Source organism: Streptomyces taklimakanensis (genome assembly GCF_009709575.1).
GTDB classification, from domain to species: domain Bacteria; phylum Actinomycetota; class Actinomycetes; order Streptomycetales; family Streptomycetaceae; genus Streptomyces; species Streptomyces taklimakanensis.
The window spans coordinates 5,497,203-5,522,427 of sequence record NZ_WIXO01000001.1; the positions used below are offsets into that span (position 1 = coordinate 5,497,203).

Consider the following 25,225-nt stretch of genomic DNA (forward strand, 5'->3'; position numbering starts at 1 on the left):
GCCACCAGTCGGACAGCCCGCTTCACGGAAGCGCGAGGCCAGGCGGCACCTGCGTCACGTGCTCGGGGTCGGCGTGGCCGTTGCGTACCGCGGGCGGCCGGTGGGCCGGTAGACCTGGATCGTCACCCCTTTCGGGGTGGTTCGCGTGTCGACCAGGTCAAGCGCCGCGTCCGGGCCGGTGTCGGGGAACAGCCGCGTGCCCTGGCCGACGACCACGGGATACGTGAGCAGAATGATCTCGTCGACCAGCTGTCCGTCGAACAGCCACCGAACCAGGGCGCCGCTGCCGTGCACCTGCAGTTCCCCCGCGGGCTCGGCCTTCAGGTCGCGGACGGCGGCCGCGACGTCGCCGGAGAGGACGGTGGTGTCCGCCCATCGCGGGTCGGTGAGCGTGGTCGACACCACGTACTTGGGCCGCGTGTTCAACGCCACCGAGATCGGGTTGTCGCCCTGGTCGGTCCCCCAGGAGCCGGATCCCCAGGACCCGGCGAAGACCTCGTAGGTCCGCCGGCCGAACAGGAACGCGTCGGCGCGCTGGTAGACCCGGCCGAGGAACGCCTCGGCCTCGTTGTCGAACAGCGGCAGGGCCCATCCGCCGCGCTCGAATCCGCCCCTGCGGTCCTCGTCGGACCCGCCAAGACCCTGCATCACGCCGTCGACAGAGACGTTCGTGACGGTCGTCAGCTTCACGGGTTCGTCCTTTCTCCCGTCGTGGTTCCTCGTTGTGACCACACCGAGGCGCGGATCTCATCGGTCGAGCGTGGCTCATCGCCGCAGGCTCACTCCGCCCACTTCCTCACCACGGCCGCATGTCGGCAATAAGCTCCTTAGGGGCCGTTCCCTCCTGTTGTTTCATCCCGGAATCTGTGGTTGACGCGGCTTTGCGGGGTCGCGCCAGGAGATGGTGTTCTCATTGGTGAGGCGGCGGGCCACAAGGTCGGTCATGGCAAGGTGGATCGCGACCTCGGAGCGGGCGGGCAGGGTCTCGTAGTCGCGGACGAGGCGGCGGTGGAGCACGAGCCGGCCACGGGTCCGTTCGACCGCCCACCCACCTGCCCGGGCGCCGGCGCGGTCGAGGCGCGTTCCTCGGCGAGCTGCTCACTCACGCGTTCGAGGACGCGTTCGGCGACGGCAAGTTCGTCCCGCTCGGCCCGCGCTTCCGTCACTTGCCTGACCGGCTGTTCTTCGAGTTCGCCCAGTTCCGCGCGGCGCGCGGTGATCCGTTCCGGCAACTCGGGATCAAGCATGCACCGGATCGTGGAAGGCCGTTCGGCAGCAGGGGGCAGGAACCGGACGGTCAGCTCCCGCCACACCTTCAACGGCACCGTTGATCATTGGCCTACTCGGCCGTCGATTCTCTCGCGCAGGAGGTCGGCGTGGCCGCAGTGCCGCGCGTACTCGGCTATCTGCGCCACCAGGATCTCGCGGAGCGGTGCCTCCCCGGTTCGCGTGCCGAGGTCGGCGAAGCCGGCGATGAAACGGTCGGTCACCTCGCTCTCGGCCCGCCACTGCCGCCAGGCGTCCTCGACGACCGCGGGGTCGGCGATCGCCCCGTTCCAGTCCCCGTCCCGGTCCTCAGCGGTGCGGTAGATCCTGGGCGAGTCCTCACCGGCCATCCGGCGAAAGTGCCGTTCGTCCTCGGCCATGTGCCGCACCAGCCCGAGCAGGGACATCGTGGACGGCGGTACGGAGCGCCGGGCCATCTGTTCGGCATCCAGGCCCGCGCACTTCATCTCGATGGTGAGGCGGAAGCGGCGCAGACTCTCCAGCAGAGTGCCGCGTTCGTCGACCGTCTCGACTTCGGTCTCGCGCGGGTCGTCATCCGGGTCGACCCACATGTCGGGGTAGACGGTGGAAGGAGTCCACCGAGTCACCGCCGCATCGTTGTCGCGCTCGCCTGAGTCCATGATCGCATCGTGGTGCTCATCGGCCGTGTCCGCCACTGAATATCGCCTCCGGACCCGCCTGAGGCCGGCCGCTCCGTCTCGCTTCTGCGGGGTCCGAGTCCACCAAGCCGAACACACGCTGCCATTTCACCCTGACAAACGATCCACACAGCAGACAGCCGCCCACGACTGGCACGAGTGCCCCGAGGTGCAGTTACACCAGCCCTTTGATTTGCGGCTTCAATTCGGCGGAGACTCGGTGGTTTCCATGTCGATACCGAGAACGGCGGCATGTTCGACACCCCGGTGCGGCCCACGTACAGGATCGCGTCCACGATGTCGCGCAGGTCGTGTTCCGGCGGCCGACCGAAGTCCAGGGCCCTGTCTGGCGGCGCTCGCGCCGCCAGACAGGGAGCACCGGCTCGATCAACTCCCAGCGGGCATCGGACGGATCGCTCGGGTACGGGCGTCGCGTCGGCATGCTCCCGGCGTACCGCCGCGGACCGAGTGCGCCCAGGCTCACGATGACACCATCGGAAGCACGCGTCCATGAAGGCCGGGCGTCCTGGAACGAGACAGGCACAAGTCACTTCCCGCCTCACCCGTCACCCCATCTGACCGGCAAGACCCGATCCGTGTCTCCAGCAGCACGAGCACCGCGACCCGGCGGTGTGAAAATCGCCGGATACACGGGCATTACGGATAAAAAGACCTCTAACGCAGTGACTCGATCTCGATCGCCGGGCAGCGGTCCATCACCATGTCCACTCCGGCCGCGCGGGTGCGCTCGTAGGCCGCCTCGTCGACCACGCCGAGCTGGAACCAGACGGCCTTCGCGCCGATGGCCACGGCCTCGTCCGCGACACCGCCCGCCAGGCGCGAGTTGACGAACACGTCCACCACGTCGACGGGGAAGGGGACCTCGGCCAGGGAGGCGTACCCCTTCTCGCCGTGCACCGTCTCCGCCTTCGGGTGGACGGGCACGATCCGCTTGCCGAACCGCTGGAGCACCCGCGCCACTCCCCAGGCGGCGCGGTCCCGGTTGGACGACAGGCCGACCACCGCCCAGGTGTCGCCGCTCTCGGTCAGGATCCTGCGGACTGTCTCTTCGTCTGCGTACATGCCCCTGCCAACCGGTGCCCCGGCCGGACCATTCCCGCTCGTCGCGCGGTGGCCGCGCACCGCTTCGGACCGGCCCGTGACGAGGGCGCCGAGCCCGCGGCGGGAGCCTGATCTAGGCTGGTCGGATGCGGGAGCAGTATGTGACGGTCGCCGGTGAGGGCACGCACGAGATCGAGATCAACCGGTCGCGTTTCATCTGCACGCTCGCCCCCGTCGCCACCGAGGAGGAGGCGCGGGCGTTCGTCGCCCGCGTCCGGGCCCGGTACGCGGACGCCACCCACAACTGCTGGGCCTACGTCGTCGGCGCCGACGCCGGGGTGCAGAAGGCGAACGACGACGGCGAGCCCGGCGGTACGGCCGGGGTGCCCATGCTCCAGATGCTGCTGCGCCGCGAGGTCCGCCACACCGCCGCCGTCGTCACGCGCTACTTCGGCGGGGTGAAGCTGGGCGCGGGCGGGCTGATCCGTGCCTACGGCGGCGCGGTCGGCGAGGCCCTGGACGCCGTGGGAACGGTCACCCGCCGGCGGATGAGGCTGGTCACCGTCACGGTGGACCACCAGCGGGCCGGGCGGATCGAGAACGACCTGCGCACCGGCGGGCGGGACGTGCGCGGGGTGCGCTACGGCGCCGAGGTCGTCATCGAGGTCGGGCTGCCCGAGTCCGAGGTCGACTCCTTCCGGGCCTGGCTCGCCGACGCCACGGCCGGCGCCGCCCGACTGGAGCCGGGCGGCGAGACGTACGGCACCGGGTGACCTCTCCGGGCCGTCCGGTCGCCGCGACCGGGCCCCGGGGGCGCGGTGGGACGTTCACCGCCGACCGTCCGCCCCCGCGTGAACCGTACGTCGCGGATATCGACAGCTTGGGTAAACAGCAGCGGAAATGAGTACCCCTGTTCTACTCTTCACTCTCGGTACGGAGGCGACTGCACGGCCGGCTGTGCCGGTCGGGCGGGGGATGGGGACGCCGACCGAGTAGGGGGGCATGGCTTGTTCGAAGCTGCCGGAGCGCGGGTCATCGACTCGCCCGCGGAGTTAGCCGAGCCGTTTCGTGTCCGGACGGACGAGGGGAGGGGGAGGGGGAGGCCGTGGGGTGATCGGCGCCTCCCGGTGGCTCTGACGGTGGACCTGCTGGGCGCCGCCACGCCGGTCGGTGTGCTGGGCGCCCTGGAGGGGCAGCCGCGGCCGCTGCTGACCGGTGTGCTGGTCGGTGCCGCCTGGCCGCTGGTCGAGGCGTTGCGCGGGCGTTACGCCCCCGAATCGCTCGGGCGCCGCGGTGCCGTGCTGCCGGTGGTCCGCGACTGGTTGACGATGTTGGGCGGGTTGGCCTCGGTGTGCGTCGCGGCGCGGATCGAGGTGTCGGCCGCCGCGTGGGTGGTGGCACTGCTGCCGTGCCTCGTGGCGACCGTAGCGCACCGCGAACTGGCGCATCGGCACACCTCGGCGTCGCGCGACCGCGCCCCGGGGCCGCGACGGGTGCTCGTGGTGGGGGAGGCCGAGGGCGTCGACGGCCTCCTCGCCCGACTGGCCGGGCGCACCGACGGCGAGTACCTGGTGGTCGGCAGCCACGTGGTCGGCGGCGGTACGGCCGACCCGGCGCAGCCGGCCCCCGTCCGGCTCCCGGTCGGCGCCGCAGGCCGCTCGGACGGGGAGGGCGCGGACGCCGTCCTCAAGCGCGCCGTGGAGGCCGACGCCGACCTGGTGTTCGTCGTCCCGGGCCGGAGCCTGTCGGGCGAGCGGCTGCGCCGTCTGGCCTGGGCGCTGCACGACGACGGACGGGACCTGGCCGTCGTCCCCGGCCTCGTCGACGTCGCGCGGCACCGGCTGCGGCCGGCACGGGTCGCGGGGATGACGGTGTTGCACGTCGTTCCGGCGGCGCGGCGCGGTCTGCCGGTGCTGTCGAAGCGGGTCACCGACGTGGTGGGGGCCCTGGTGCTGGCCGTGCTGCTGGCCCCGCTGCTGGTGGCGGTGGCGCTGGCGGTGCGCCTGTCGTCACCGGGGCCGGTGGTCTACCGGCAGGTGCGCGTGGGCCAGGGACGGGTGCCGTTCCGGATGTGGAAGTTCCGCACGATGGTGGACGCCGCCGACCGGATGCGCCCCGCCCTGGAGGCGGTCAACGAACACGACGGGGCGATGTTCAAGATGCGCCGGGATCCGCGGGTCACCCGGTTGGGACGTGTCCTGCGCCGCTACTCCCTGGACGAGTTGCCCCAGCTCTACAACGTGTTGGCCGGCCACATGTCGCTGGTCGGTCCGCGGCCGCCGCTGCCCGAGGAGGTGGAGCGGTACGACGAGACGGAGCTGCGCAGGCTGTCGGTCAAGCCGGGGATCACCGGCCTGTGGCAGGTCAGCGGACGGTCCGACCTGTCGTGGGAGGAGACCGTCGCGTTGGACCTGAGCTACGTGGACAACTGGAGCTACGCCAAGGACGTCGACCTTCTGGCCCGTACGCTCCGAGCCGTGGTGAGCGCCCGTGGCGCCTACTAGGAGAGCCGGGGGGCGTGGTGCCGTCGTACCGCCCGGCCGCGGACGGAGCCGCGGACGGAGCCGCGTCCAAGGCGGCGGACCGCGGCGGGCGGCCGTGTCAGGCCGGTTCCGCCGACGTCCGCCAGGCGCGGTAGGTGGCGGCGATCCCCTCTTCGAGTCCGATCGAGGGGGACCAGCCCAGCGCGCGTATCCGGCTCACGTCGAGCAGCTTGCGCGGGGTCCCGTCGGGCCTGGTGGCGTCGAAGGCGATCCGACCCTCGTAGCCCACCACCGACGCGACCGTCTCGGCCAGCTCGCGGATCGTCAGGTCCGCACCGCAGCCGACGTTGACCGGCGCGTCGTCGTCGTAGCGGCGCAACAGCACCTCGCACGCGCCGGCCAGGTCGTCCACGTGCAGGAACTCGCGGCGCGGCGTGCCGGTGCCCCACAGCACGACCTCCTTCGCGCCTCTCTCCCGCGCCTCGTGGAAACGGCGGATCAGGGCGGGCAGGACGTGCGAGGTCTCCGGGTCGAAGTTGTCGTTCGGCCCGTAGAGGTTGGTCGGCATCGCCGAGACGAAGGAGGCGCCGAACTGCCGCCGGTAGGACTGGACCTGGACGATGCCGGCGATCTTGGCGAGGGCATAGGCCCGGTTGGTCGGCTCCAGGGGGCCGGTCAGCAGGGCGTCCTCGGTGATCGGCTGGTCGGCGTGCCTGGGGTAGATGCAGCTCGATCCGAGGAAGAGCAGCCGGCGCACCCCGGCGGCGTGCGCCCCGGAGATCACGCCGAGCTGGATGTGGAGGTTGTCCTCCAGGAACGGGACGGGATACGTGCTGTTGGCCATGATCCCGCCGACCTTCGCGGCGGCCAGGACCACGGCGTCGGGCCGGGTGTCGCGCAGGTACGCGGCCGTGGCGACGCCGTCGCGCAGGTCGAGTTCGGCGCGGGAGCGGGTCAACACCGTGTAACCGCGGCCGGCCAGGTGCCGGGCCACGGCGGAGCCGACCAGACCTCGGTGTCCCGCGACGAAGACGCGGGCGGGCGGGGGCAGCAGATCGTCCATGGCGGGGATTGTGCCAGGGAACACCATGCTTTCATCCGACTTCTGGTGAAATACCGGCAGTCGGTGCCGTCGGCGCCGTCCCCCACGGCGGAACGGGCCCCGTTCCGCCGTGGGGGACGGCAGGGCGGGGCCGCACAACCGAACTCTCGTGGGGGGAGCACCATGCCGCGTACCGCTGTGATCACGGGCATCACCGGGCAGGACGGCTCGTACCTGGCCGAACTGCTGCTGGGCAAGGGCTACACCGTGCACGGCCTGATGAGACGCTCGTCCAGCTTCAACACCGAGCGCATCGACCACATCTACGAGGACCCGCAGACGCCCGGCCGGCGACTGGTGCTGCACCACGTCGACCTCTCCGACGGGGTGGCGCTGGTGAACCTGCTGCGCGACGTCCGGCCCGACGAGGTGTACAACCTGGGTGCGCAGTCCCACGTCCGCGTCTCCTTCGACGCCCCGCTCTACACCGGTGACGTGACCGGCCTGGGCGCCTTACGGTTGCTGGAGGCCATCCGCGCCGGCGGCGTGGAGACCCGGCTGTACCAGGCCTCCTCCTCGGAGATGTTCGGCTCCACCCCGCCCCCGCAGAACGAGACCACCCCCTTCCACCCCCGCAGCCCCTACGGCTGCGCCAAGGTCATGGCGTACTGGGCGACCGTCAACTACCGGGAGGCGTACGGGATGCACGCCGTCAACGGCATCCTCTTCAACCACGAGAGCCCGCGCCGCGGCGAGACCTTCGTCACCCGCAAGATCACCCGTGCCGTCGCCCGCATCCGGGCCGGCCTCCAGGAGCACCTGTACCTGGGCAACCTCGACGCCGTCCGCGACTGGGGGTACGCCCCCGAGTACGTCGAGGCCATGTGGCGCATGCTCCAGCGGGACGAGCCCGACGACTACGTGGTGGCCACCGGGGTGGCGGCGACCGTCCGCGACTTCCTCGACGCGGCCTTCGGCGCCGTCGGCCTGGACTGGGAGCGACACGTCCGCCACGACCCCAAGTACGAGCGTCCCACCGAGGTGGACGCCCTGATCGGCGACGCCTCCAAGGCCCAGAAGCTGCTGGACTGGTCGCCCGAGGTGCGCTACGACGAACTGGCCCGGATCATGGTCGAGGCCGATGTGGCGCAACTGGAGGCCGAGCTCTCCGGACGCCGGGTGCGGGTGGACCGGTGAGCGCCCCGGCCGCCCCGCGCCGGCTGCGCGGTTTCACGGGGGCCGGCTACGACAAGCAGCGCGGTGTGCTGGTCCAGGCCGCCTGGTTCGCGGTGCTCAACCTGGTCTTCGTCAAGTGGTGGCTCCCGCCGCGCTGGCGTCCGGCGCTGCTGCGGGCGTTCGGCGCCCGGGTGGGGGAGCGGGTCCTGATCCGTCATCGGGCGCGCGTCCAGTGGCCGTGGAAGCTGACGATCGGCGACGACGTCTGGATCGGTGAGGGCGCCTGGCTGATCAACCTGGAGCCGATCACGATCGACAGTGACGTGTGCGTCTCCCAGGAGGCCGTGCTCTGCACCGGGAGCCATCGGAGGCACTCGCCCACCTTCGAGTTCGACAACGCGCCGATCCACCTGGAGAGCGGTGCCTGGGTGGCCGCCCGCGCCATGGTGCTGCGCGGTGTCACCGTCGGCGCGGGCGCGGTGGTCGGTGCCGGGGCGGTCGCCCATCGCGACCTGCCGGCCGGTGCCGTGCACACCGTCGGGAGGGATCGTTGAGGATCGTCCACACCGTCACCCTGGTCGGCGACGACGGGGCGTACGGTGGCCCGGTCAGCGTGGCCACCGGACAACTCGCCGAACTCGCCGCCCGCGGCCACGACGTCACCCTGGTGTCGCTGTGGCGGGGGCGCGCGGCTCCGCCGCGCACCGCGGGCGGCGTTCCGCTGCGCGCCCCCCGCGCCCGCACGCTGGTGCCCGGACAGGGGTTCCTCGGCCTGTTCAACCCCCGCCTGGCCGTCACCCTGTGGCGGCAGACGGCCCGGGCCGACGTGCTGCACGTCCACGCCGGACGGGACCTGGTCTCGCTCGCCGCGCTCGCCGTCGCGGTGCTGCGTCGCCGCCCGTTCGTGGTGCAGACCCACGGCATGGTCCAGCCCCGCCGCTCGGCCGCGGTCCGCCTCTTCGACCGCTGCTACGTGCCGTTGCTGCGCAGGGCCCGCGCCGCGTTGGTGCTGACCGAGGAGGAGGAGACCGGGCTGCGCAGGGTACTGCGGCCGGGTGGCCCGCCGATGGTCAGGCTGCCCAACGGCGTGCGCGTCCCGCCCGGCGAGGCGGGGGTTCCGGACCCCGAGGCCGCCGCCGACGCCGACGCCGAGGGGGCGACCGGTGCGACCGGGACGGACGTGCTCTTCCTGGCCCGTCTGCATCCGGTCAAGCGCCCCGAGGCGTTCGTGCGCATGGCGGCGCTGGTCCACCGCAAGCACCCCGAGACGACCTTCACCCTGCACGGCGCGGACGAGGGTCGGCTGGCGGAGGTGCTGCGCCTGGTCGCGGAGGAGGGCCTGACCGGGACGGTGGAGTACGGCGGCCCGTTGGACCACGCCGCCGCCCTGCGACGCCTGGCCCGCGCCACCGTGTACGTGCTGCCCAGCGAGGCGGAGGTGTTCCCGATGAGCCTCCTGGAGGGGTTGGCCGCGGGCACCCCGGTGGTCTGCACCCGCACCTGCGGGCTCGCCCCCGAACTGGAACGGCGCGGAGCGGCCCTGGTCACCGACGGGACACCCGAGCGGCTCGCCGAGGCGGTGCTGGCCCTGCTGGAGGACGGCGAGCTGTCCGCGCGCACCGCGCGGGCGGGCCGGGCGGCGGTCGCGGAGAAGTACTCGATCACGTCCGTGGTCGGCCGTCTGGAAGGGCTGTACGGAACCATCGCCGGATCCGGTGGGTCCGACGCGGGGCGGCCGGGATGAGCCGCCGACCGGCCCTCCGGGCGGACGCGGGCACACCGTCCCGCGTCCGCCGGCGCTCAGCCGGCGGCCAGGGCCTCCTCCACCAGGGCGGTGATCCGCTCCAGGCCGGCCCGACGGCTCAGCCGTCGCTCGACGTACTCCCGGCCCCGCGCGCCCAGCTCGGCGCAGCGCTCCGCGTCGGCGGCCAGCGAGCGGACCGCCGCCAAGAGCGCCTTCGGGTCCTCCGGCGGCACCACCACGCCGGCTCCGGAGCGCTCCACCTCCCGCGCGGTGCCGCTCCCGGCCGCCACGGAGGCGACTACCGGCTGGCCGGCGGTGAAGTACGAGGTCAGCTTGGACGGCAGGCTCATGTCCACCACCGATGCCCGCTGGGTGACGGCCAGCACGTCGGCGGCGGCCAGCACCTCGGGGAACTCCTCGGCGTCGGCGGGCGGCAGGAAGGACAGCGCGCCCACGCCCGCCCCCAGCCTCAGCAGGTGCTCGCGCAGATGGCCGTCCCCCATCAGCACCACCCGCACCCCACCGCCGTCCCGGTCGACCAGCCGGGCGGTCTCCACCAGCACCTCCAGGCCCTGTTTGAGACCCATGTTGCCCGAGTGCAGCACGACGACGGTGTCCTCGGACCACCCCAGCCGGGCCCGGGTCCGGGCCCGGTCGCCGTCGGGGGCGCGCACATGCGTCCAGTTGGGCACCACCCGCACCCGCTCCCGGGGCACGCCCATGGCCGCCACCCGATCCGTGAACGACTCGTGCACCACCCCGACCACCGACGCCGAGCGCAGCACCCGGCCCTCCACGTTCCCGGCCTGCGAGGCGACCCGGCCGGCGCCGCGCATCCCGCTCTGTCCCGCCGCCGCGCCCATCAGGTCCTGGACGACCACCACGTGCGGCACCCCGGCGCGCCGGGCGATCCGGGCGCCCAGCACGCCGCCGGCCAAGCTGGGCACCTGGCTGAGCACCACGTCCGGGCGGACGCGGGGCGGTGCCAGAAGGCCGTGGGCCAGCACGCTCGCCTCGAACAGGCCCCGGCGCAACGCGGTCTGGCGGGCCGGCACCGTGTGCCGCCGGCGATGGACGACGACCCCCTCGCGCACCTCGGTCAGCCGCCACCTCCCGCGGTACGCCTCGGGCACGCGCCACGCCGGGTAGTGGGGCATCCCGGCCAGTACGTGGGTGTCGGCGCCCGAGGCGGCCAGGTGCTCGGCGATCTGTGTCGAGTACGGGCCGATCCCGGCGTGCTCCGGCGCGTAGTTGGTCGAGACCACGAGCACGCGGCGGCCCGAGAGAAAGTCCTGCACTGCCGTCCCCCCTCCGAAGGTGCGGTCATCGTAGGCTCCCGCGCGCCGGCGCGGACCCGGAACGGGATCCGTGCCCGAACCCGACCCGCACCGCGCGGACGGGGATCCGAGACCGACCACGACCCCGCCCGCGTCCGGCCCACCGACCACGGAGCCGGGCACGGGACGGGGGGAGGAGATCCGGCGATGCCCGAGAGGGAACCGGTCCGCGGCATCCGGCCGCCCGCCGAGCGGCACGGCGTCCGCGACGTCACGGCCCTGTGCCTGTGGACCGTCGTGCTGGCCGTGCTGCTGCCCGCGCTGGTGCTGTACGGACAGGACGTCCGGACCGGCCCGGCGTTCGCGGTGCAGTGCGTGGTGGTGGCCCACACCGGCACCGCGCTGGCCAGGGTGCTGACCGACACCCGGCTGCGGGTCGTGGCCCTCGGCTTCTGGCTCTTCTGTCACGTCTGGTTGGGGCTGGCCCCGCTGGCCATGCTCGCCACCGACTCCTACCCGTGGGGCTTCTCCGTCGACTCCGGCACCGCCTTCACGGCGACGGTGGTGGTGGAGGCCGGACTGCTGGCCTACAGCGCCGGTTCGGCCCTGGCCGGGCGGCGTCCGTACCGCACCTCCGTCGTGTTGGAGCCGCTGCTCGCCCGCCGGCCGGCGCCCGTGCGCGTCCTGCTGCTGTGCGGGGCGGCGCTGCTGTTGGCCGCCGTCCTGGTCCCGGCCCAGGGCGGGATCGGAGCGTTCTTCACCAGCCGGCAGGCCCTCAACGAGGCGGCCGCGCAGGGCGATCCGAGCGGCAGCGCCAACCGGGCACTGCTGGCGTGGGTGCTGTCGGTGCCGGCGTTCTGGGCCTTGGTCGCACTGGTGCACGTGCCCCGGGCCGACGGCGGGGACCGGGTCCTGCGCGGCCTGCGGTGGATGCTGCTGCCGGTGGTCCTCGCGGTGAACGCCGTGGTCAACAACCCCGTCAGCCAGCCCCGCTTCTGGGCCGGGACGGTGCTGCTGACACTCGTCTTCGGCGCCTCCGCGCTGCGTCGGCCCCGCGCTTTTCGACGGGGTGCGGTGGCCGTCACCGCCGCGGTGCTCATGGTGTTCCCCTACGGCGACTACTTCCGCACCGACAAGCGCGAGCCGATCGAGGTCGTCTCGCTCGCCGAGCAGTTCACCTCCAACGGTGACTACGACGCCTTCCAGCAGATCGCCACCGGACTGGACTACGTGCAGGTCAACGGGCACGATCCGGCCACGGCCCTGGGGCCGCCGCTGTTCTTCGTGCCGCGCGCCGCCTGGCCCGGCAAACCCGAGGACGTCGGCATCACCCTCGCCCGGCACGCCGGTTACGCCTTCGACAACCTCTCCTCGCCCGTGTGGATCGAGAGCTACATCTGGGGAGGGTTCCCGGGGGTCGTCGCCGTCTTCGCCCTGTTGGGGGCCGTCGGCCGGCGCGTCGACGAGGTACGGCACCGACTCCGCGGGCACGAGGCCACGCTGGCGGCGCTGGTCGTCCCGGCGCTCGGTTTCTACCAGATCATCCTGCTGCGCGGCAGTCTGATGTTCGCCATGGGGCCGCTCACGCTGCTGATCGCCGTGCCGCTGCTGATCAGCACCCGGGCACGGCGTCGGGCCTTTGCGCCGTCGCCCCCCACACCGCCGGGGGCTCCCCGCGTCGAATCCGGGCCGGGCGCTTCCTCCGGCCCCGGCTCCGGCCCCGGCTCCGGTCCCGGCCACGAGCCGCCGCCCGAGCCCTCGACCGCGACGACGGGCGGCGCCCGTCGGACCACCCCCACCCCCCTGCCCACAGGAGAGGCACGCACGTGAGCGCCTTCGATCCGTCCGCGCGGGAGCCCGACCAGCTCCGCGACCAACTGCGCCGACTCTTCCGTCACCGGACCGCCATCGCCTCCGGTGTGCTGCTGGGAGCCCTGGGCGGCGGAGCCGTCTCCGCCCTGGGCGGGGAGAGCTACACCGCCACCGGGGAGGTCGTCGTACGTCCCATCGGCACCGCGCCCTTCGAGGGCGGCGGGGTCGCCGCGGACAAACAGCTCAGCATGGGCACCGAACGCCAGATCGCCCGCAGCGCGTCGGTCGCCGACCGTGCGGCGAGGACGCTGGGTGCCGGGGTGGAGAGGGACGACCTCCAGGACGGCCTGCGGGTGGGCAATCCGCCCGACACGCAGATCCTGGAGTTCGAGTACACCGCCGACACCCCCCGGGAGGCGGCCCGGCGGGTCAGGGCCTTCGTCCAGGCGTACCTGGACCATCGCGAGGAGACCGCCGACCGCCGCGTCGACGCCACCGTCACCAAGCTCCGGGAGGAGTTGGATCCCCTCCTGGAGCGGCGTCGGGAACTGGACGAGCGGATCGCGGGCGCGACCACCGCCTCCGCCCGGGGGGCCGCCGAGGCCGAGCGCGAGGCGCTGGGCGCCCGGATAGCGGATCTCCAGGGCCGCATCACCGGTCTGAGGACGTTGGACACCACGCCCGGCGAGGTGGTGCGCGAGGGCGACGCCCCCGACACCCCGTCCGGCCCCGGCCCCGCCGTGCTCGTCGTCGTCGGTTCGGTGGTCGGCCTGGCCGGAGGACTGGTGACCGCCTGGATCCGCTCCCTCCTCGACCCCCGGGCGCGTACGGCGGACGAGGTGCGCGAGATCCTGCGCGCGCCGGTACTGGGCTCGCTCCCGCGCCGCGGGGGAGGCACGGAGCTGCTGGAGGTCGGGCCCTCCCGGGAGGGCGAGCGCGCCGAGACCTACCGGACGATCGCCCTCCGGCTGTTGCGGCACCCGTGGCTCGCCGAGCCCGGCGGCCTGTTGGTGATCTCCGCCCGGGAGCATCCCGAGACCGCGGCGACCGCCGTCAACCTGGCCGCCGCCCTGGCGGAGACCGGCCGCGACGTGCTGCTGGTCGAGGCCGACCCGCGCTCACCGCACCTGGCCGGGCGGCTCCCCCTGCGCGGCGGCGCCCATCGGCCCTCCCCGGGCGGCGACTGGCTCGGCGGCTCCCGGCTCGTCCTGGACGCGGAGACCGCCGGGAGGCTCGCGATCCTCCCCGGGCGCCGGACGACCGACGCCGCGCGGGCGATGAACTCCCCCCGGCTCGCCCGGGTGCTGACCGGCGCGGCGGAGCGGGGCGAGTACGTCGTCGCCACCACCGCGCCCCTGCTCTCCCACGCCGACGGCACGGCCGTCGCCGGACTGGTGCGGGGAGTGCTGGTGGTCTGCGACCCGGACGACACCCGCAGGGACGACCTGGGCCGGGTGCGGGAGCTGGTGGAGTCCGTCGGCGGACACGTCCTGGGCGCCGTGCTGTACGGGGGCGGACGGCGGTGGGAGAGGGCGGCCCCGCCCGCCGCCGACGGCCACCCCCACGCCGAGGTCGGCACCGCGCCGGAGGACGACCTCGCGGCGGCGGGCGGGGAGGCCGGCCCCGTGAGCTCCGAGGACACCGTGGCGCTCAAGCGGGTCGCCCCGCCCCCGTCCGGTGACCGGTCCGACAGCGCCTACGGCTCCTATGGGCGGTACCGGCGCGCCGGCGACGGCACCACCCTGCGCTCGTGACCGGCGTCCGACCCGCCGCGGAGGGCGGCACGGCCGGCGCGGGCACGGCCGGCGCGGGCACGACCGGTGCCCGCGCGGTCACCGCGACCGTGCGCGGCGGCTGGTTCGGCTTCGTGGGTTCCGGCACCAACGCCCTGTTCGGTTTCCTGTTGGTCGCCGTCGTCACCCGGGGGCTGGGCGCGCACGGGGCCGGCGCGGTCTTCGCGTGCGTCGCCGCGTTCACCGTCCTCGGCAACGCCTGCAAGCTGGGGGCCGACACCGCGCTGGTGCGTTTCGTCTCCCGTGACCTGGAACTCACCGGCGGCGCCGGGGTGCCCGCGCTCCTGCGCACCGCCGTGCCCCCCGCCCTGGCGGCGAGTTCGGCGGCGGCCGCCGCGGCGCTGCTGCTGTCGCCCACCGCGGCGCTGTGGCTGCTGCCCGGACTGCCCCAGGACCAGGCGGTGGCGGTGGTGCGGCTGTTCGCGGTCTTCCTGCCGGTGGCCACCGTCTCCCTGGTGCTGCTCGGGGCCACCCGGGGCTACGGGTCGGTGGTGCCCTTCGTGGGTGTCGAACAGATGGGCAAACCCGTGCTGCGGGTGGTGATCGCCCTTCCCCTGGTCCTGCTGTCGCCCGGCGTCCTCGCCCTGTCCGCGGCCTGGCTGGCACCCGCCCTGCCGGCCGCGGCCGCCGTCTGGTGGGCGCTGCGCCGCTCCCGCGCCGCGCATCCCGGCCCGCCCCAGGCCCCGCGATCGGTCGGACCGGGCGTCTTCTGGGCCTTCGCCGGGCCCCGCGCCCTCTCCTCGGTCTTCGACATCGCCTCGGTGTGGATCGGGGTGATCCTGCTGTCGGCGCTGGGCACCAGCGCCGAGGCCGGCGTCTACACCGCCGCGGGACGGTTGGTGACCGCGGGCACCCTGCTCCAGCTCGCGGTCCGGCTCGCCGTCGCGGCGCAGCTCAGCAGGCTGTTGACGGGGGGCCGCACGGCCGACGCGGCACACCTCCACCGACTCTCCACCCGGTGGATCGTGCTGTTCTCCTGGCCGCTGTTCGTGCTCCTGGCCGCCTATCCCGGCGCCGTGCTCTCCCTGTTCGGGGAGGGGTTCGACGAGGGAGCGGCCGGTCTGGTGGTCCTCTCGGCGGCCTGTGCGGTCAACGTCGCGGTCGGCAACGCCCAGACCGTCATCCTCATGGCCGGCCGCAGCGTGTGGAACCTGGCGGTCGCCGGCACCGGGTTCGTCGTCCAGATCGGCGCCGGGATCTGGTTGGCGCCCCGGTACGGGGTGACGGGCGCGGCGGTCGCCTGGGGCCTGGCGATCGTGGTGGACAACGGGATGTCGGCCCTGCTGGTACGCCGGCGGCTGGGCTTCCGTACGGTCGACCGGGGCTATCTGTGCGCCGCCGCCATCGCCCTCGCGGTGGCCGCCCCGGTGGCGTTCGGGGGGCGGGCGCTGCTGGGCGACACGGCACAGGGGGCTCTGTGGGGGACGACTTTGACGATGTGCGCGTTCGGGATCGCGGTGTGGCGCTATCGTGTGCCGCTGGGGGTGGGGGACTTCTTCCGGGCGCTGCGCAAGGGCGACGGGAGAGAGGCACGGTGAACGCGGGGCGCTGTGTCCCGCGCGTGTCGTCCGCGAGCGTTTCCGTCCCGCCCCTCTTCCGTCCCGTTCTCGCTCATGTGCTTCCAGGGGGGACCATGCGCAGGAGAAGAACCGTCAGATCCCTGCTCGTCGCCGCCGTGGTGGCCCTGTCGCCGCTGGCCCTGGCGACCGGCCCGGCCCACGCGGCCGACGAACCCACGCTCACCGCCGATCCGCTGAGCACCTGGCAGACCGACGGCATCGTGTGGACCCTGGCGTACGCGGAGGGCGTCGTCTACGCGGGCGGCACCTTCGAGCACATCCGTCCGCCCGGCGCGGCCCCCGGAACCGGCGAGCTGCCCCGCAAGAACTTCGCGGCCTTCGACGCCGTCACCGGTGAGCCCCTGCCGTGCGCGCCGGCGTTCACCGGAGGGGTGGAGACGGTCCGGGCGATGAAGGCCTCGCCCGACGGCTCCGTCCTCTACATCGGGGGCTCCTTCGGCAGTGCCGGGGGAGTGGGACGCTCCAACACCGCCGCTCTCGACACCGCCGACTGCACCATCGACGACGCGTGGAAACCCGCGGTCTCCTCGGTGGTCCGGGCCATCGACGTCACCGACACCACCGTCTACATCGGCGGCCAGTTCACCACCGTCCAGGGGGAGACGCGCGAGCGTGTCGCGGCCCTGACCCGCGACGGGCGGTTGCTTCCCTTCAACGTCACCGTCCGCGGCTCGTCGATCTCCAACGACCCCACTCCGGGGATCAACGCGATCACCGTCTCCCCGGAGCACGGCAAGGTCGTCATCGGTGGCCGGTTCACCTCGATCAACGGCAGCCTCCTCAACAGCGTGCACGGACTGGTCGGCCTGGACGCCACCACCGGCGAGATCGTCAACCGCTTCACCGGCTGGATCCCCCGCCGCTCCGCGGTCAAGTCCCTGGTCAACGACGGCACCAACTTCTACCTGGGCGCCGAGGGAACCGGTGGCGGGGTCTTCGACGGCCGCGTGGCCGGCAGGCTCTCCGACGGCGCGATGCTGTGGAAGGACACCTGCCTGGGCGCCACCCAGGCCGTCGTGCCGTACCGGGGCGTGCTCTACAGCGGCTCGCACGCGCACGACTGCTCGCAGACGCCGGGCGGTTTCCCCGAGCACCAGAACCGCCAGCACCTGCTGGCCCAGTCGATCGCCGACGAGACGATCCTGACCTGGTTCCCCGACACCAACGGCGGCATCGGGGAGAAACTCGGCCCGCGCGCCATGGTCATGGCGGACGGAATCCTGTGGACGGGGGGCGAGTTCACCGCCGTCAACGACGCCCCGCAGCAGGGGCTGACCCGCTTCGCCGCGGCTCCCGACACCGGAGCCCCGCTGGTGCCCGCCTTCAGCGGCACCAGCGACGCGCCGGGGAAGATCACGTTGAGCTGGCGGGCGGCCTGGGACCGGGACGACGGCGTCCTGACCTATCTGGTCCGCCGGGACGGCGTCCTGGTGGCCACCCTCGACCGGGAGTCCCGCTCCTGGGACCGCCCCACGGTGACCTTCACCGACACCGTGGCACCGGGGGCGACCCACCGCTACTCGCTGGAGGTCACCGACGGCACCAACCTCTCCAGCCGCAACGGCCCGCTGTACGTGACGGCCGCCGACTGACCACGAGTCGAGGAGAACGGATGACGCACCGAGTGGGCTACGCGCCCGGAGTCTACGACTTGTTCCACGTCGGGCACCTCAACATCCTGCGCCATGCCAGGAGCCGGTGCGACTACCTGGTCGCCGGTGTGGTGTCGGACGAGATGGCCGAGCTGGCCAAGGGCCGGTCGCCGGTCGTACCGCTGACCGAACGGCTGGAGATCGTCCGCAGCATCCGGTTCGTGGACGCGGCATTCGTGGAGACGGTGCCCGACAAGCTGGAGACGTGGCAGCAGGTCCGCTTCGACGTCATCTTCAAGGGCGACGACTGGCGGGGCACCGAGAAGGGCGACAGGTTGGAGAGGGACTTCGCCGGCGTCGGGGTCGAGGTCGTCTACTTCCCCTACACCGTGCACACCTCCAGCACCCTGCTGCGCAGGGCGCTGGACGGAATGGCGGAGTCGGCCTGACCGGCCGGCCCCCGGGACGGCCGGTCCCGTGAGGGGGCGGCCGCCCGGGGACCGTGGGTGCCCCGGAACCTCAGCGGGCCGGGACGGACAACTCCCGGTACCACTTCACCAGGAACGCCACCAGGAACACCAGGTGGACGGCGAGCAGCGCGCAGTACAGCACCGTGAACAGCTCCCGGTTCCCCAGGAACAGGAAGACCGCGCAGAACACCCCGTAGTCCACCGGCAGCAGGAGGACCGAGCGGAGGGTGGAGGGCCGGGCCGCGGACGCCGTGGTGGCGGCCGCCCTCCGCTTCAACTGCTCGGTCAGGATCCCGCCGAAGAAGATCAGCACGGCGGCGAACTGGAAGGCCACCGGCACCAGCAGGAGAAGGGGGTCGGAGAAGTCGAAGTGGCGGTGGAAGGCGACCAGCACCGCCATGTGGAGCGCGAGCGTCTTGGCGCAGTCGACCACGTGGTCGAGCCACTCGCCGGCCGCGCTGCCGCCGCCCGTCAACCGGGCGAGCTGACCGTCGGCGGAGTCCAACGCGAAACCCACCACCAGCGCCGCGAACACCCCGACCGCCAGCGCGTGCGACGGCGGCAGGAGGGCCGTCAGCGCCACGCCCGTGAAGGTGGACACCGCGCTGAGCGCCGTGACCCGGTTCGGCGTCAACCGCGCGGCGTAGGCGGCCGCGGCCAGCAACCGACCCGCGGGCCGGTTGACGTACCGCGAGTACAGCGACACCCCCTTGGCCGACTTCTGCGCGGCCGCCAGCCGCTCCACCGCGTAACGGAACCGGCTCATCGTTCCCCCCTGAAGGCACCGACGTGCGAAGGAGCAATCATGACAGGCGCACCCCTCCGGCGAGCGGCGGAACCGGACGACGACCCCGCCCGCCGCCCGGACCGGCGCACCTCCCGCCGGGCACTGCTGACGGCCGGTGGGACGGCCGCTCTCGCGACGGGCCTCGCGGGCTGCGAACCGTCGCGGCGGGCCCGGACCGACGAGGCCGAGGTGACCTCCGTCCCCGGGCGCCGCCCCGAGGGCGGGACCACCGTCGACGTCGTCGCCGACTTCGGCGCCCGGGGCGACGGACGGACCGACGACAGCGCGGCCTTCGCCGAGGCCTACCGTCACGCGGCCGGCCGGGTGTGGGACGGCGTCGGGCGCACCGTCGTCGACGTGCCCGCCGGCACCTACCTCGTCCGCGAGCCGAACGCCCTGATCGACGCGGCCGAGGACGGCGGGCCGAAGGCCAACGGGCTGCGGTTCCGCGGCGCGGGCAAACGCATGGCACAGATCCTCTTCGCGCCGGAGCGGGCCGAGGACTCCTACCTGTGCCGCAACGAGAACCGTTGGGCGAACGTCGTCTTCGAGCACCTGGGCTTCCGCTCGGGCACCCCGGGCGCCTCGTTCTTCTACTCGTACTCCACCGGTCAGGCCCAGGACTACCGCTTCACCGAGTGCGAGTGGCTGGGGGAGTGGACCTACGGCCTCGCCCTCGACGGCAGCAACACCAACTCCGAGATGCGGTGGGACGCCTGCCGCGTGGGCGGCGCCTGGCGCAGGGCGTTCCTGTACTCGGGGTTGTCGCGGAAGTCGACCGACCGCCCGCAACAGGACCAGTTCCTCAACTACTGGTTCAACGACATGAAGGTGGAGTACGAGTGGGGCAACTTCCTGGAGTTCCCCTACGGAGGCTCCATCACCTGCCGGGGAGGCTCCTACATCATCACCGGCCGTCGCCCCGAGGAGAGCCCCCACTACGGACCGACCAGCACCTTCTTCCGCTTCCCGCGCGAGGAACACCTCGACTCCGTGCAGCGCTTCCACGCCGAGGACATCCGCTTCGAGATCCGCGACGAGCACACGGTGGTGATCGACTGCGCCTGGGACAGCGGGACGGTGCACTTCAACGACTGCGACGACACCTCCAACTCCTTCAAGCCCTTCGCCCCCTCCTCCCGCCCGCACCGCTACCGCCTCACCCCGAGGGGCCCGCTGGTGCGCTACGACTGCTGCCAACTCTCCGGCCGGCACGACTACGGGGACGGCGCGGGGAGCGGATCCCCCGCGCTCGTCCGCTACGACATGTGCCTGCTCGCCAACAACCCCCAGGAGGAGTTCGTCGCGGCGGGCGCCGACCGGGTCCGGTTCGTCGACTGCGTCGGCCGCTGACCGCCTGAACCCACCCCGATTCCCCCGTCCGGGGCATTCCGCCGGCCGGATCATGAAACAATCCGGTCCGTGCGCCCACGGGTCCGTCGAGGGCCCGGGGGCGCGTATGGCGCCAGGGAGGACGAGACATGCGGGGCGGAGCCGGCCTGTGAGACTGCTGCACACCTCGGACTGGCACCTGGGACGGAGCTTCCACCGGGTGAGCCTGCTCTCCGCCCAGGAGACGTTCGTCGACCACCTGGTGGAGACGGTGCGTGCCGAGCGTGTCGACGCGGTGCTGGTCGCCGGCGACGTCTACGACCGCGCGGTGCCGCCGCTGTCGGCCGTCGAACTCTTCGACGACACGCTGCACCGCCTCGCCGGCATCGGCGTGCCGACCGTCATGATCTCCGGCAACCACGACTCGGCACGCCGGCTGGGGGTGGGCGCCGGGCTCATCGAGCGGGCGGGCGTCCACCTGCGCACCGACCCCGCCGGGTGCGCCGACCCCGTCCTCCTGGCCGACGCCCACGGACAGGTCGCCTTCTACGGCCTGCCCTATCTGGAGCCCGCCCTGGTCAAGGACGTCCTCGGGGTGGAGAGGGCGGCCCACGCGGACGTGCTGGGCGCCGCCATGGACACGGTCCGCGCCGACCTGGCCACCCGCCCGGCCGGCACCCGCTCCGTCGTCCTCGCCCATGCCTTCGTCACCGGGGGCGAGACCTCCGACAGCGAACGGGACATCACCGTCGGCGGCGCCGCCTCCGTCCCCGCCGGGGTCTTCGACGGCGTGGACTACGTCGCGCTGGGCCACCTGCACGGCTGCCAGACCCTCGGCGACCGCGTCCGCTACTCCGGCTCGCCCCTGGCCTACTCCTTCTCCGAGGCCCACCACCGCAAGTCGATGTGGCTGGTCGACCTCGGACCGGCGGGCGAGGTGAACGCCGAGCGGATCGACTGCCCGGTGCCCCGCCCGCTGGCCCGCGTCCGAGGCCGGCTGGAGGACCTGCTCACCGACCCCGCCCTGGAGCGTCACGAGCGGGCGTGGGTCGAGGCCACTCTCACCGACCCGGTCCGTCCGAGCGAACCGATGGCCCGGCTCGCCGCCCGCTTCCCCCACGTCCTCACCCTCGTCCTGGATCCCGAACGGCCGCCCCAGGACCCCTTCGCCTCCTACGGCCGCCGGTTGCGCGACCGCACCGACGCCGAGATCGTGGAGGGCTTCGTCGCCCACGTCCGGGGCGGGACGGGCCCCGACGAGCACGAACGCGCCCTGCTGGGCGGAGCGTTGGACGCCGTGCGGGTCGAGGCCGCTCGCGGGGAGGCCCCACGATGAGGCTCCACCGGCTCACCGTCACCGCCTTCGGCCCCTTCGGCGGGACCCAGACCGTCGACTTCGACGCGCTGTCCGCCGCCGGGCTGTTCCTCCTGCACGGCCCCACCGGAGCGGGCAAGACCTCCGTGCTGGACGCCGTCTGCTACGCCCTGTACGGCGGTGTGCCCGGCGCCCGCCAGGCCTTCGGCGGGCGCCTGTTGCGCAGCGACCACGCCGACCCCACGACCCTCACCGAGGTGGTCCTCGACCTGACCGTCGGTGGACGCCGGCTGGAGGTCACCCGCCTGCCCGAGCAGCTCCGTCCCAAGCGGCGCGGCACCGGGACGACCACGGAGAAGGCCCAGTCCCGGCTGCGCGAGTACGACGCCGCCACCGGCACCTGGAAGGCCCTCAGCCGCTCCCACCAGGAGATAGGCGAGGAGCTGTCCCACCTGCTGGGCATGAGCCGGGAGCAGTTCTGCCAGGTGGTCCTGCTGCCCCAGGGGGACTTCGCCCGTTTCCTGCGGGCCGGGGCCGAGGACCGGGCCAGGCTGTTGGGCCGCCTCTTCGACACCGGCCGCTTCGCCGCCGTCGAACGGCACCTGGCGGAGCTGCGCACCGCCGCCCAGGGCCGGGTGCGCGACGGCGACGAACGGCTGCTCGCCCTGGCCCAGCGCATGCGGCAGGCCGCCGGGACCGACGCCTCGGCACCGGACGGCAGCACGTTGGACGACCTCTCGGCCGGTGACCCCGGTCTGGCCGGCGCCGTGCTGGAGTGGGGCGCGCAGGCCCGCTCCCACGCCCGCGAGCGCCTGGACTCCACCACCGCCGCCCACCGGGCCGCCGAAGAGGCCCACACCGCCGCCCGGCGCCACCTGGAGGAGGTCCGCGAACGCGACCGTCGCGCGCGACGTCTCGCCGACGCCCGGCGCCGCGCCGACGCCCTGGCGGCCGATGCCGAGCGGCACCGGACCGACCGGGCCAGGCTGGAGCGCTCCCGCGCCGCCGAGGCCGTGGCCCCCCTCCTGGAGGCGCGGGAGAGGACCGAGGACGAGAGTCGCCGCGCCGCGCGCGCCGAGGAACACGCCCGCTCCCGGCTCCCCGCCGACCTCGCCCGGGCGCCCGCCGAACACCTCGCCGACCTCGAACGCGCCGCCCGCCGGGAGCTGGGCACCCTGGAGGCCGCCCGGCACGCCGAGGAACGCTGCGACCGCATCACCGACGAACTCGCCCGACTGGACCGCGAATCGGGCGAGGACGAGGGGCTGCTGCGCGAAGCGGAGGAGTGGCTGGCGGGCTGGGAGGCCACCCACGACGCCCGCCGACGCGAAGCCGACGCGGCCACCGAGGCCACCTCCCGCGCCGAACGGCTCGCCCGACACCTCGACGCCGCCGTCCGCCGGTTGGAGGCCGCCCGCCACCGCGACACCCTCGCCGCCACCGAGGCCACCTCCCGCGCCGAGGCGCTGGAGGCCCGCGAACGGGCGGCGGCCGCCCAACAGGACTGGCTGGACGTCAGGGCACGCCGACTGGACGGCATCGCGGCCGAACTGGCCGGTGAACTGGCCGACGGGGCACCGTGCATGGTGTGCGGCTCGCCCGAGCACCCCGCCCCGGCCCGCCCCGGAGCGCGGCACGTCGACCGGCGGGCCGAGGAGGAGGCGCTGGAGCGGTACCGGCGGGCCGAGGACGTCCTCCGACAGGCCGAACTGCGCCTGGAGAACGTCCGGGAGAGACTGACCGAGGCCGCGAAGGAGGCGGGGGAGGCGTCCGCCGCCTCCCTCGCCGACCGGGTGGCCGCCCTGGAGGCCGAGCACGCCGAGGCCCGTCGCACCGCCGCCGGCGCCGCCGACGCCCGCGCGGCCCTGGAGCGCGCGCGGCGCGAGTACGAGGCCCGGCTCGCGGCCCGGCAGGACGCCGAACGCCGCACGGCCGCCCGCACCTCCCGGCGCGAGACCCTGCAGGCCGAACGCGCCGGTCTGGCCGAGCAGGTGGCGCGGGCCCGCGGCGCGGCCGCCTCCGTCGCCGACCGCGCCCGCGGGATGGAACACCGCGTCACGGCACTGGCCGCCGCCGTCGAGGCCGCGTCCGCCGCCGAGGCCGCCGCGTCCCGGCTGAAGGAGACCGACGCCCGGCTCGCCGACGCCGTCTGGCGCGCCGGGTTCGACACCCCGCGGGCCGCCGCCGACGCCCTCCTGACCGACCACGAACGGCGCGCACTGCAGCGCCGCGTGGACGAACGGCAGGCCGAGGAGGCCGCCGTCGCCGCCGCGCTCGCCGATCCCGAACTGGCCGGGGCCGACGGCCTCCCGGCCACGGCCCTCGCCGCCGCCGAGGCCGGACTGGAGGAGGCCGTCGCCCGGCTGAAGGCGACCTCCTCCGCCGAGGCCGCCGCCCGCGACCGCTGCGCCGAACTCGACCGGCTCTCCGCCCGTGCCCTGGCCGACGCCCGCGCCCTGGCACCGCTGCGCGAGGAGTACGACCGCGTCGCCCGGCTCGCCGCCCTCACCGCCGGCACCTCCGCGGAGAACGAACGCCGGATGCGCCTGGAGTCCTATGTGTTGGCCGCCCGTCTGGAGCAGGTGGCCGCGGCGGCCGGCGCCCGGCTGGCGCACATGTCCGGCGGCCGCTACACCCTGGTCCACTCCGACGCGCGCGCCTCTGGCCGCGGCCGTTCCGGCCTGGGCCTGCACGTCATCGACGCCTGGACGGGCAGCGAGCGCGACACCGCCACCCTCTCCGGCGGCGAGACGTTCTTCGCCTCCCTCGCCCTGGCCCTCGGGCTCGCCGACGTCGTCACCGAGGAGGCGGGCGGGGTCCGGCTGGACACCCTCTTCATCGACGAGGGGTTCGGCAGCCTGGACGACCAGACGCTCGACGAGGTGCTGGACGTGCTGGACTCCCTGCGCGAGCGCGATCGCAGCGTCGGCATCGTCAGCCACGTCCCCGATCTGCGTCGCCGCGTTCCGGCCCAGCTGGAGGTGGTCAAGGGCCGCGCGGGCTCGACCGTCCGCCACCGGGTGCCGTAGGGCCGGGCGCCGCGGGACGCCTGAGCCGTGTGCGCGGGGAACGAGCGCGTCCCGGTGGTGTTCGGCTGGTTACGGTGGTGCGGAACGTGGCGATCGACTGTGCGGACGCCTGGGAACCGGCCCGGTTCCGGAGCGAGGTGACCGGCTCTCCGCTGCATCCGGAGGACAGGCCGGGCACGTCCTCGCCCTCGTCGTCTTCGTCGGTGTCGCCGCAGCCCCCGTCCGCCACCGCCGACTCATGGCCCGAGGTCGGCTCCTGCCGCCGCCGTCACTGGGCCGTGCCGGCCAAAAGCCACCGGCGTACCCGCACCTCCAGCAGCACCCGCTTGCCTCCGGGGCGGGTGGGAGCGGATACGTCCCACCCGTACTTCCGTTCGAACGCGGCCACGACCTCGCGGGGAAACCCGTCACGAATCAGCGAGGCGTCCCCCTCGGCGACAACCGGAAACCGGCCATCCTCCAAGGCCAGGGACACACGGGGCTCCTTGCGGATGTTCCCGACCTTGACGGAGCCGTGATCCGCGCCGATCCACCATCGGGAACCTCGACAGACGAACCAGACAGGCGTGACGTGGGCGGAGCCGTCCGGACGCACGGTGCACAGCCAGACGTTCTTCTCCTCGGCCAAGCGCAGACGGACGGCCGACTCCGGCTCGTTCACAGGATCACTCACTCCCCCATCGGACCAGCGGGCACGAGGAAGCGCATCGGGCACCGCGTCGAGCCATCGACCTAGGTCTCGCGACCCAAGGGAAACGGCGTCGGGATCGCCCCGGGGGGCGAACCCCTCCGGAAGCGTGACAGGT

Annotated in this window: 20 protein-coding genes and 2 pseudogenes; 13 read left to right on the forward strand and 9 right to left on the reverse strand. The window is 73.7% G+C overall.

The features are described 5' to 3' along the window. Positions 1–54: 54 nt before the first annotated feature. The 5 genes and pseudogenes from F0L17_RS24205 to F0L17_RS24225 form a co-directional block, all read right to left on the reverse strand. Positions 55–690: a dihydrofolate reductase family protein gene (locus tag F0L17_RS24205; RefSeq protein WP_162466639.1), complete on the reverse strand. Its 636-nt coding sequence runs from the start codon at positions 688–690 to the stop codon at positions 55–57. A 162-nt stretch (positions 691–852) separates the two neighbouring features. Then, a pseudogene (locus F0L17_RS27845) lies at positions 853–1,047 on the reverse strand (IS5 family transposase); the annotation flags it as partial. A 284-nt stretch (positions 1,048–1,331) separates the two neighbouring features. Then, on the reverse strand, positions 1,332–1,907 hold the full coding sequence (locus tag F0L17_RS24215; RefSeq protein ID WP_155072687.1) for a DinB family protein: 576 nt from the start codon (positions 1,905–1,907) through the stop codon (positions 1,332–1,334). Between the two features lie 278 nt (positions 1,908–2,185). Beyond that, positions 2,186–2,367 (reverse strand): annotated as a pseudogene (locus F0L17_RS27850) (transposase); the annotation flags it as partial. A gap of 233 nt (positions 2,368–2,600) precedes the next feature. After that, a complete protein-coding gene (locus F0L17_RS24225) occupies positions 2,601–3,008 on the reverse strand; it encodes a CoA-binding protein (protein ID WP_155072688.1) in 408 nt (135 codons plus the stop codon). A 125-nt stretch (positions 3,009–3,133) separates the two neighbouring features. Here F0L17_RS24225 and F0L17_RS24230 point away from each other — a divergent pair, with 125 nt between their 5' ends. Together F0L17_RS24230 and F0L17_RS24235 are read left to right on the forward strand one after the other, a co-directional pair. Beyond that, the gene (locus F0L17_RS24230) at positions 3,134–3,760 is read left to right on the forward strand and encodes a YigZ family protein (RefSeq protein WP_155072689.1); all 627 of its coding nucleotides are present in this window, start codon (positions 3,134–3,136) and stop codon (positions 3,758–3,760) included. A gap of 354 nt (positions 3,761–4,114) precedes the next feature. Then, a complete protein-coding gene (locus F0L17_RS24235) occupies positions 4,115–5,491 on the forward strand; it encodes an exopolysaccharide biosynthesis polyprenyl glycosylphosphotransferase (protein WP_162466640.1) in 1,377 nt (458 codons plus the stop codon). Between the two features lie 97 nt (positions 5,492–5,588). On the opposite strand, the gene F0L17_RS24240 is transcribed toward F0L17_RS24235, so the two are convergent. After that, positions 5,589–6,533 (reverse strand): GDP-L-fucose synthase family protein, encoded by a 945-nt coding sequence (locus F0L17_RS24240; RefSeq protein WP_155072690.1) that lies wholly within the window; start codon positions 6,531–6,533, stop codon positions 5,589–5,591. Between the two features lie 162 nt (positions 6,534–6,695). Here F0L17_RS24240 and gmd point away from each other — a divergent pair, with 162 nt between their 5' ends. Genes gmd through F0L17_RS24255 form a run of 3 tightly spaced genes read left to right on the forward strand, consistent with a single transcriptional unit; the run spans position 6,696 to position 9,432 of the window. Then, on the forward strand, positions 6,696–7,709 hold the full coding sequence (gene gmd, locus F0L17_RS24245; protein ID WP_155072691.1) for a GDP-mannose 4,6-dehydratase: 1,014 nt from the start codon (positions 6,696–6,698) through the stop codon (positions 7,707–7,709). After that, the gene (locus F0L17_RS24250; protein WP_162466641.1) at positions 7,706–8,242 is read left to right on the forward strand and encodes an LbetaH domain-containing protein; all 537 of its coding nucleotides are present in this window, start codon (positions 7,706–7,708) and stop codon (positions 8,240–8,242) included. Before gmd ends, F0L17_RS24250 begins: the two co-directional genes overlap by 4 nt. After that, the gene (locus F0L17_RS24255) at positions 8,239–9,432 is read left to right on the forward strand and encodes a glycosyltransferase (RefSeq protein ID WP_155072692.1); all 1,194 of its coding nucleotides are present in this window, start codon (positions 8,239–8,241) and stop codon (positions 9,430–9,432) included. Before F0L17_RS24250 ends, F0L17_RS24255 begins: the two co-directional genes overlap by 4 nt. Before the next feature lie 56 nt (positions 9,433–9,488). Here the strand turns inward: F0L17_RS24255 and F0L17_RS24260 are convergent, their stop codons facing one another. Continuing rightward, a complete protein-coding gene (locus tag F0L17_RS24260) occupies positions 9,489–10,730 on the reverse strand; it encodes a glycosyltransferase (protein ID WP_338018203.1) in 1,242 nt (413 codons plus the stop codon). Positions 10,731–10,916: 186 nt separating this feature from the next. Here F0L17_RS24260 and F0L17_RS24265 point away from each other — a divergent pair, with 186 nt between their 5' ends. The 5 genes from F0L17_RS24265 to F0L17_RS24285 all read left to right on the forward strand — a co-directional run bounded on the left by F0L17_RS24265 (position 10,917) and on the right by F0L17_RS24285 (position 17,935). Then, a complete protein-coding gene (locus F0L17_RS24265) occupies positions 10,917–12,539 on the forward strand; it encodes a hypothetical protein (RefSeq protein ID WP_238419594.1) in 1,623 nt (540 codons plus the stop codon). Continuing rightward, positions 12,536–14,275, forward strand: coding sequence for a lipopolysaccharide biosynthesis protein (locus F0L17_RS28145; protein ID WP_155072693.1), 1,740 nt, complete (start codon positions 12,536–12,538; stop codon positions 14,273–14,275). Before F0L17_RS24265 ends, F0L17_RS28145 begins: the two co-directional genes overlap by 4 nt. Then, entirely contained in the window at positions 14,272–15,852 is a 1,581-nt protein-coding gene (locus tag F0L17_RS24275) for a lipopolysaccharide biosynthesis protein (RefSeq protein ID WP_338018204.1), read from the forward strand. Before F0L17_RS28145 ends, F0L17_RS24275 begins: the two co-directional genes overlap by 4 nt. 95 nt (positions 15,853–15,947) lie before the next feature. Further along, on the forward strand, positions 15,948–17,486 hold the full coding sequence (locus F0L17_RS24280) for a PQQ-binding-like beta-propeller repeat protein (protein ID WP_238419596.1): 1,539 nt from the start codon (positions 15,948–15,950) through the stop codon (positions 17,484–17,486). Between the two features lie 20 nt (positions 17,487–17,506). Further along, positions 17,507–17,935 (forward strand): FAD synthase family protein, encoded by a 429-nt coding sequence (locus F0L17_RS24285; protein WP_155072694.1) that lies wholly within the window; start codon positions 17,507–17,509, stop codon positions 17,933–17,935. A gap of 70 nt (positions 17,936–18,005) precedes the next feature. Here the strand turns inward: F0L17_RS24285 and F0L17_RS24290 are convergent, their stop codons facing one another. Beyond that, the gene (locus F0L17_RS24290; RefSeq protein ID WP_155072695.1) at positions 18,006–18,722 is read right to left on the reverse strand and encodes a CDP-alcohol phosphatidyltransferase family protein; all 717 of its coding nucleotides are present in this window, start codon (positions 18,720–18,722) and stop codon (positions 18,006–18,008) included. Between the two features lie 39 nt (positions 18,723–18,761). On the opposite strand from F0L17_RS24290, the gene F0L17_RS24295 reads away from it, so the two are divergent. The 3 genes from F0L17_RS24295 to F0L17_RS24305 all read left to right on the forward strand — a co-directional run bounded on the left by F0L17_RS24295 (position 18,762) and on the right by F0L17_RS24305 (position 24,419). Continuing rightward, positions 18,762–20,096 carry a glycosyl hydrolase family 28-related protein gene (locus tag F0L17_RS24295; RefSeq protein ID WP_155072696.1) on the forward strand — a complete coding sequence of 445 codons (1,335 nt, stop codon included), beginning with the start codon at positions 18,762–18,764 and terminating at the stop codon, positions 20,094–20,096. Between the two features lie 148 nt (positions 20,097–20,244). Then, positions 20,245–21,411: an exonuclease SbcCD subunit D C-terminal domain-containing protein gene (locus F0L17_RS24300; protein WP_162466642.1), complete on the forward strand. Its 1,167-nt coding sequence runs from the start codon at positions 20,245–20,247 to the stop codon at positions 21,409–21,411. Next, positions 21,408–24,419 (forward strand): AAA family ATPase, encoded by a 3,012-nt coding sequence (locus tag F0L17_RS24305; protein ID WP_155072698.1) that lies wholly within the window; start codon positions 21,408–21,410, stop codon positions 24,417–24,419. The genes F0L17_RS24300 and F0L17_RS24305 overlap by 4 nt, the downstream gene beginning before the upstream one ends. A gap of 268 nt (positions 24,420–24,687) precedes the next feature. Here F0L17_RS24305 and F0L17_RS24310 read toward each other — a convergent pair whose 3' ends face one another. Beyond that, entirely contained in the window at positions 24,688–25,092 is a 405-nt protein-coding gene (locus tag F0L17_RS24310) for a pyridoxamine 5'-phosphate oxidase family protein (protein ID WP_162466643.1), read from the reverse strand. Between the last annotated feature and the right edge of the window lie 133 nt (positions 25,093–25,225).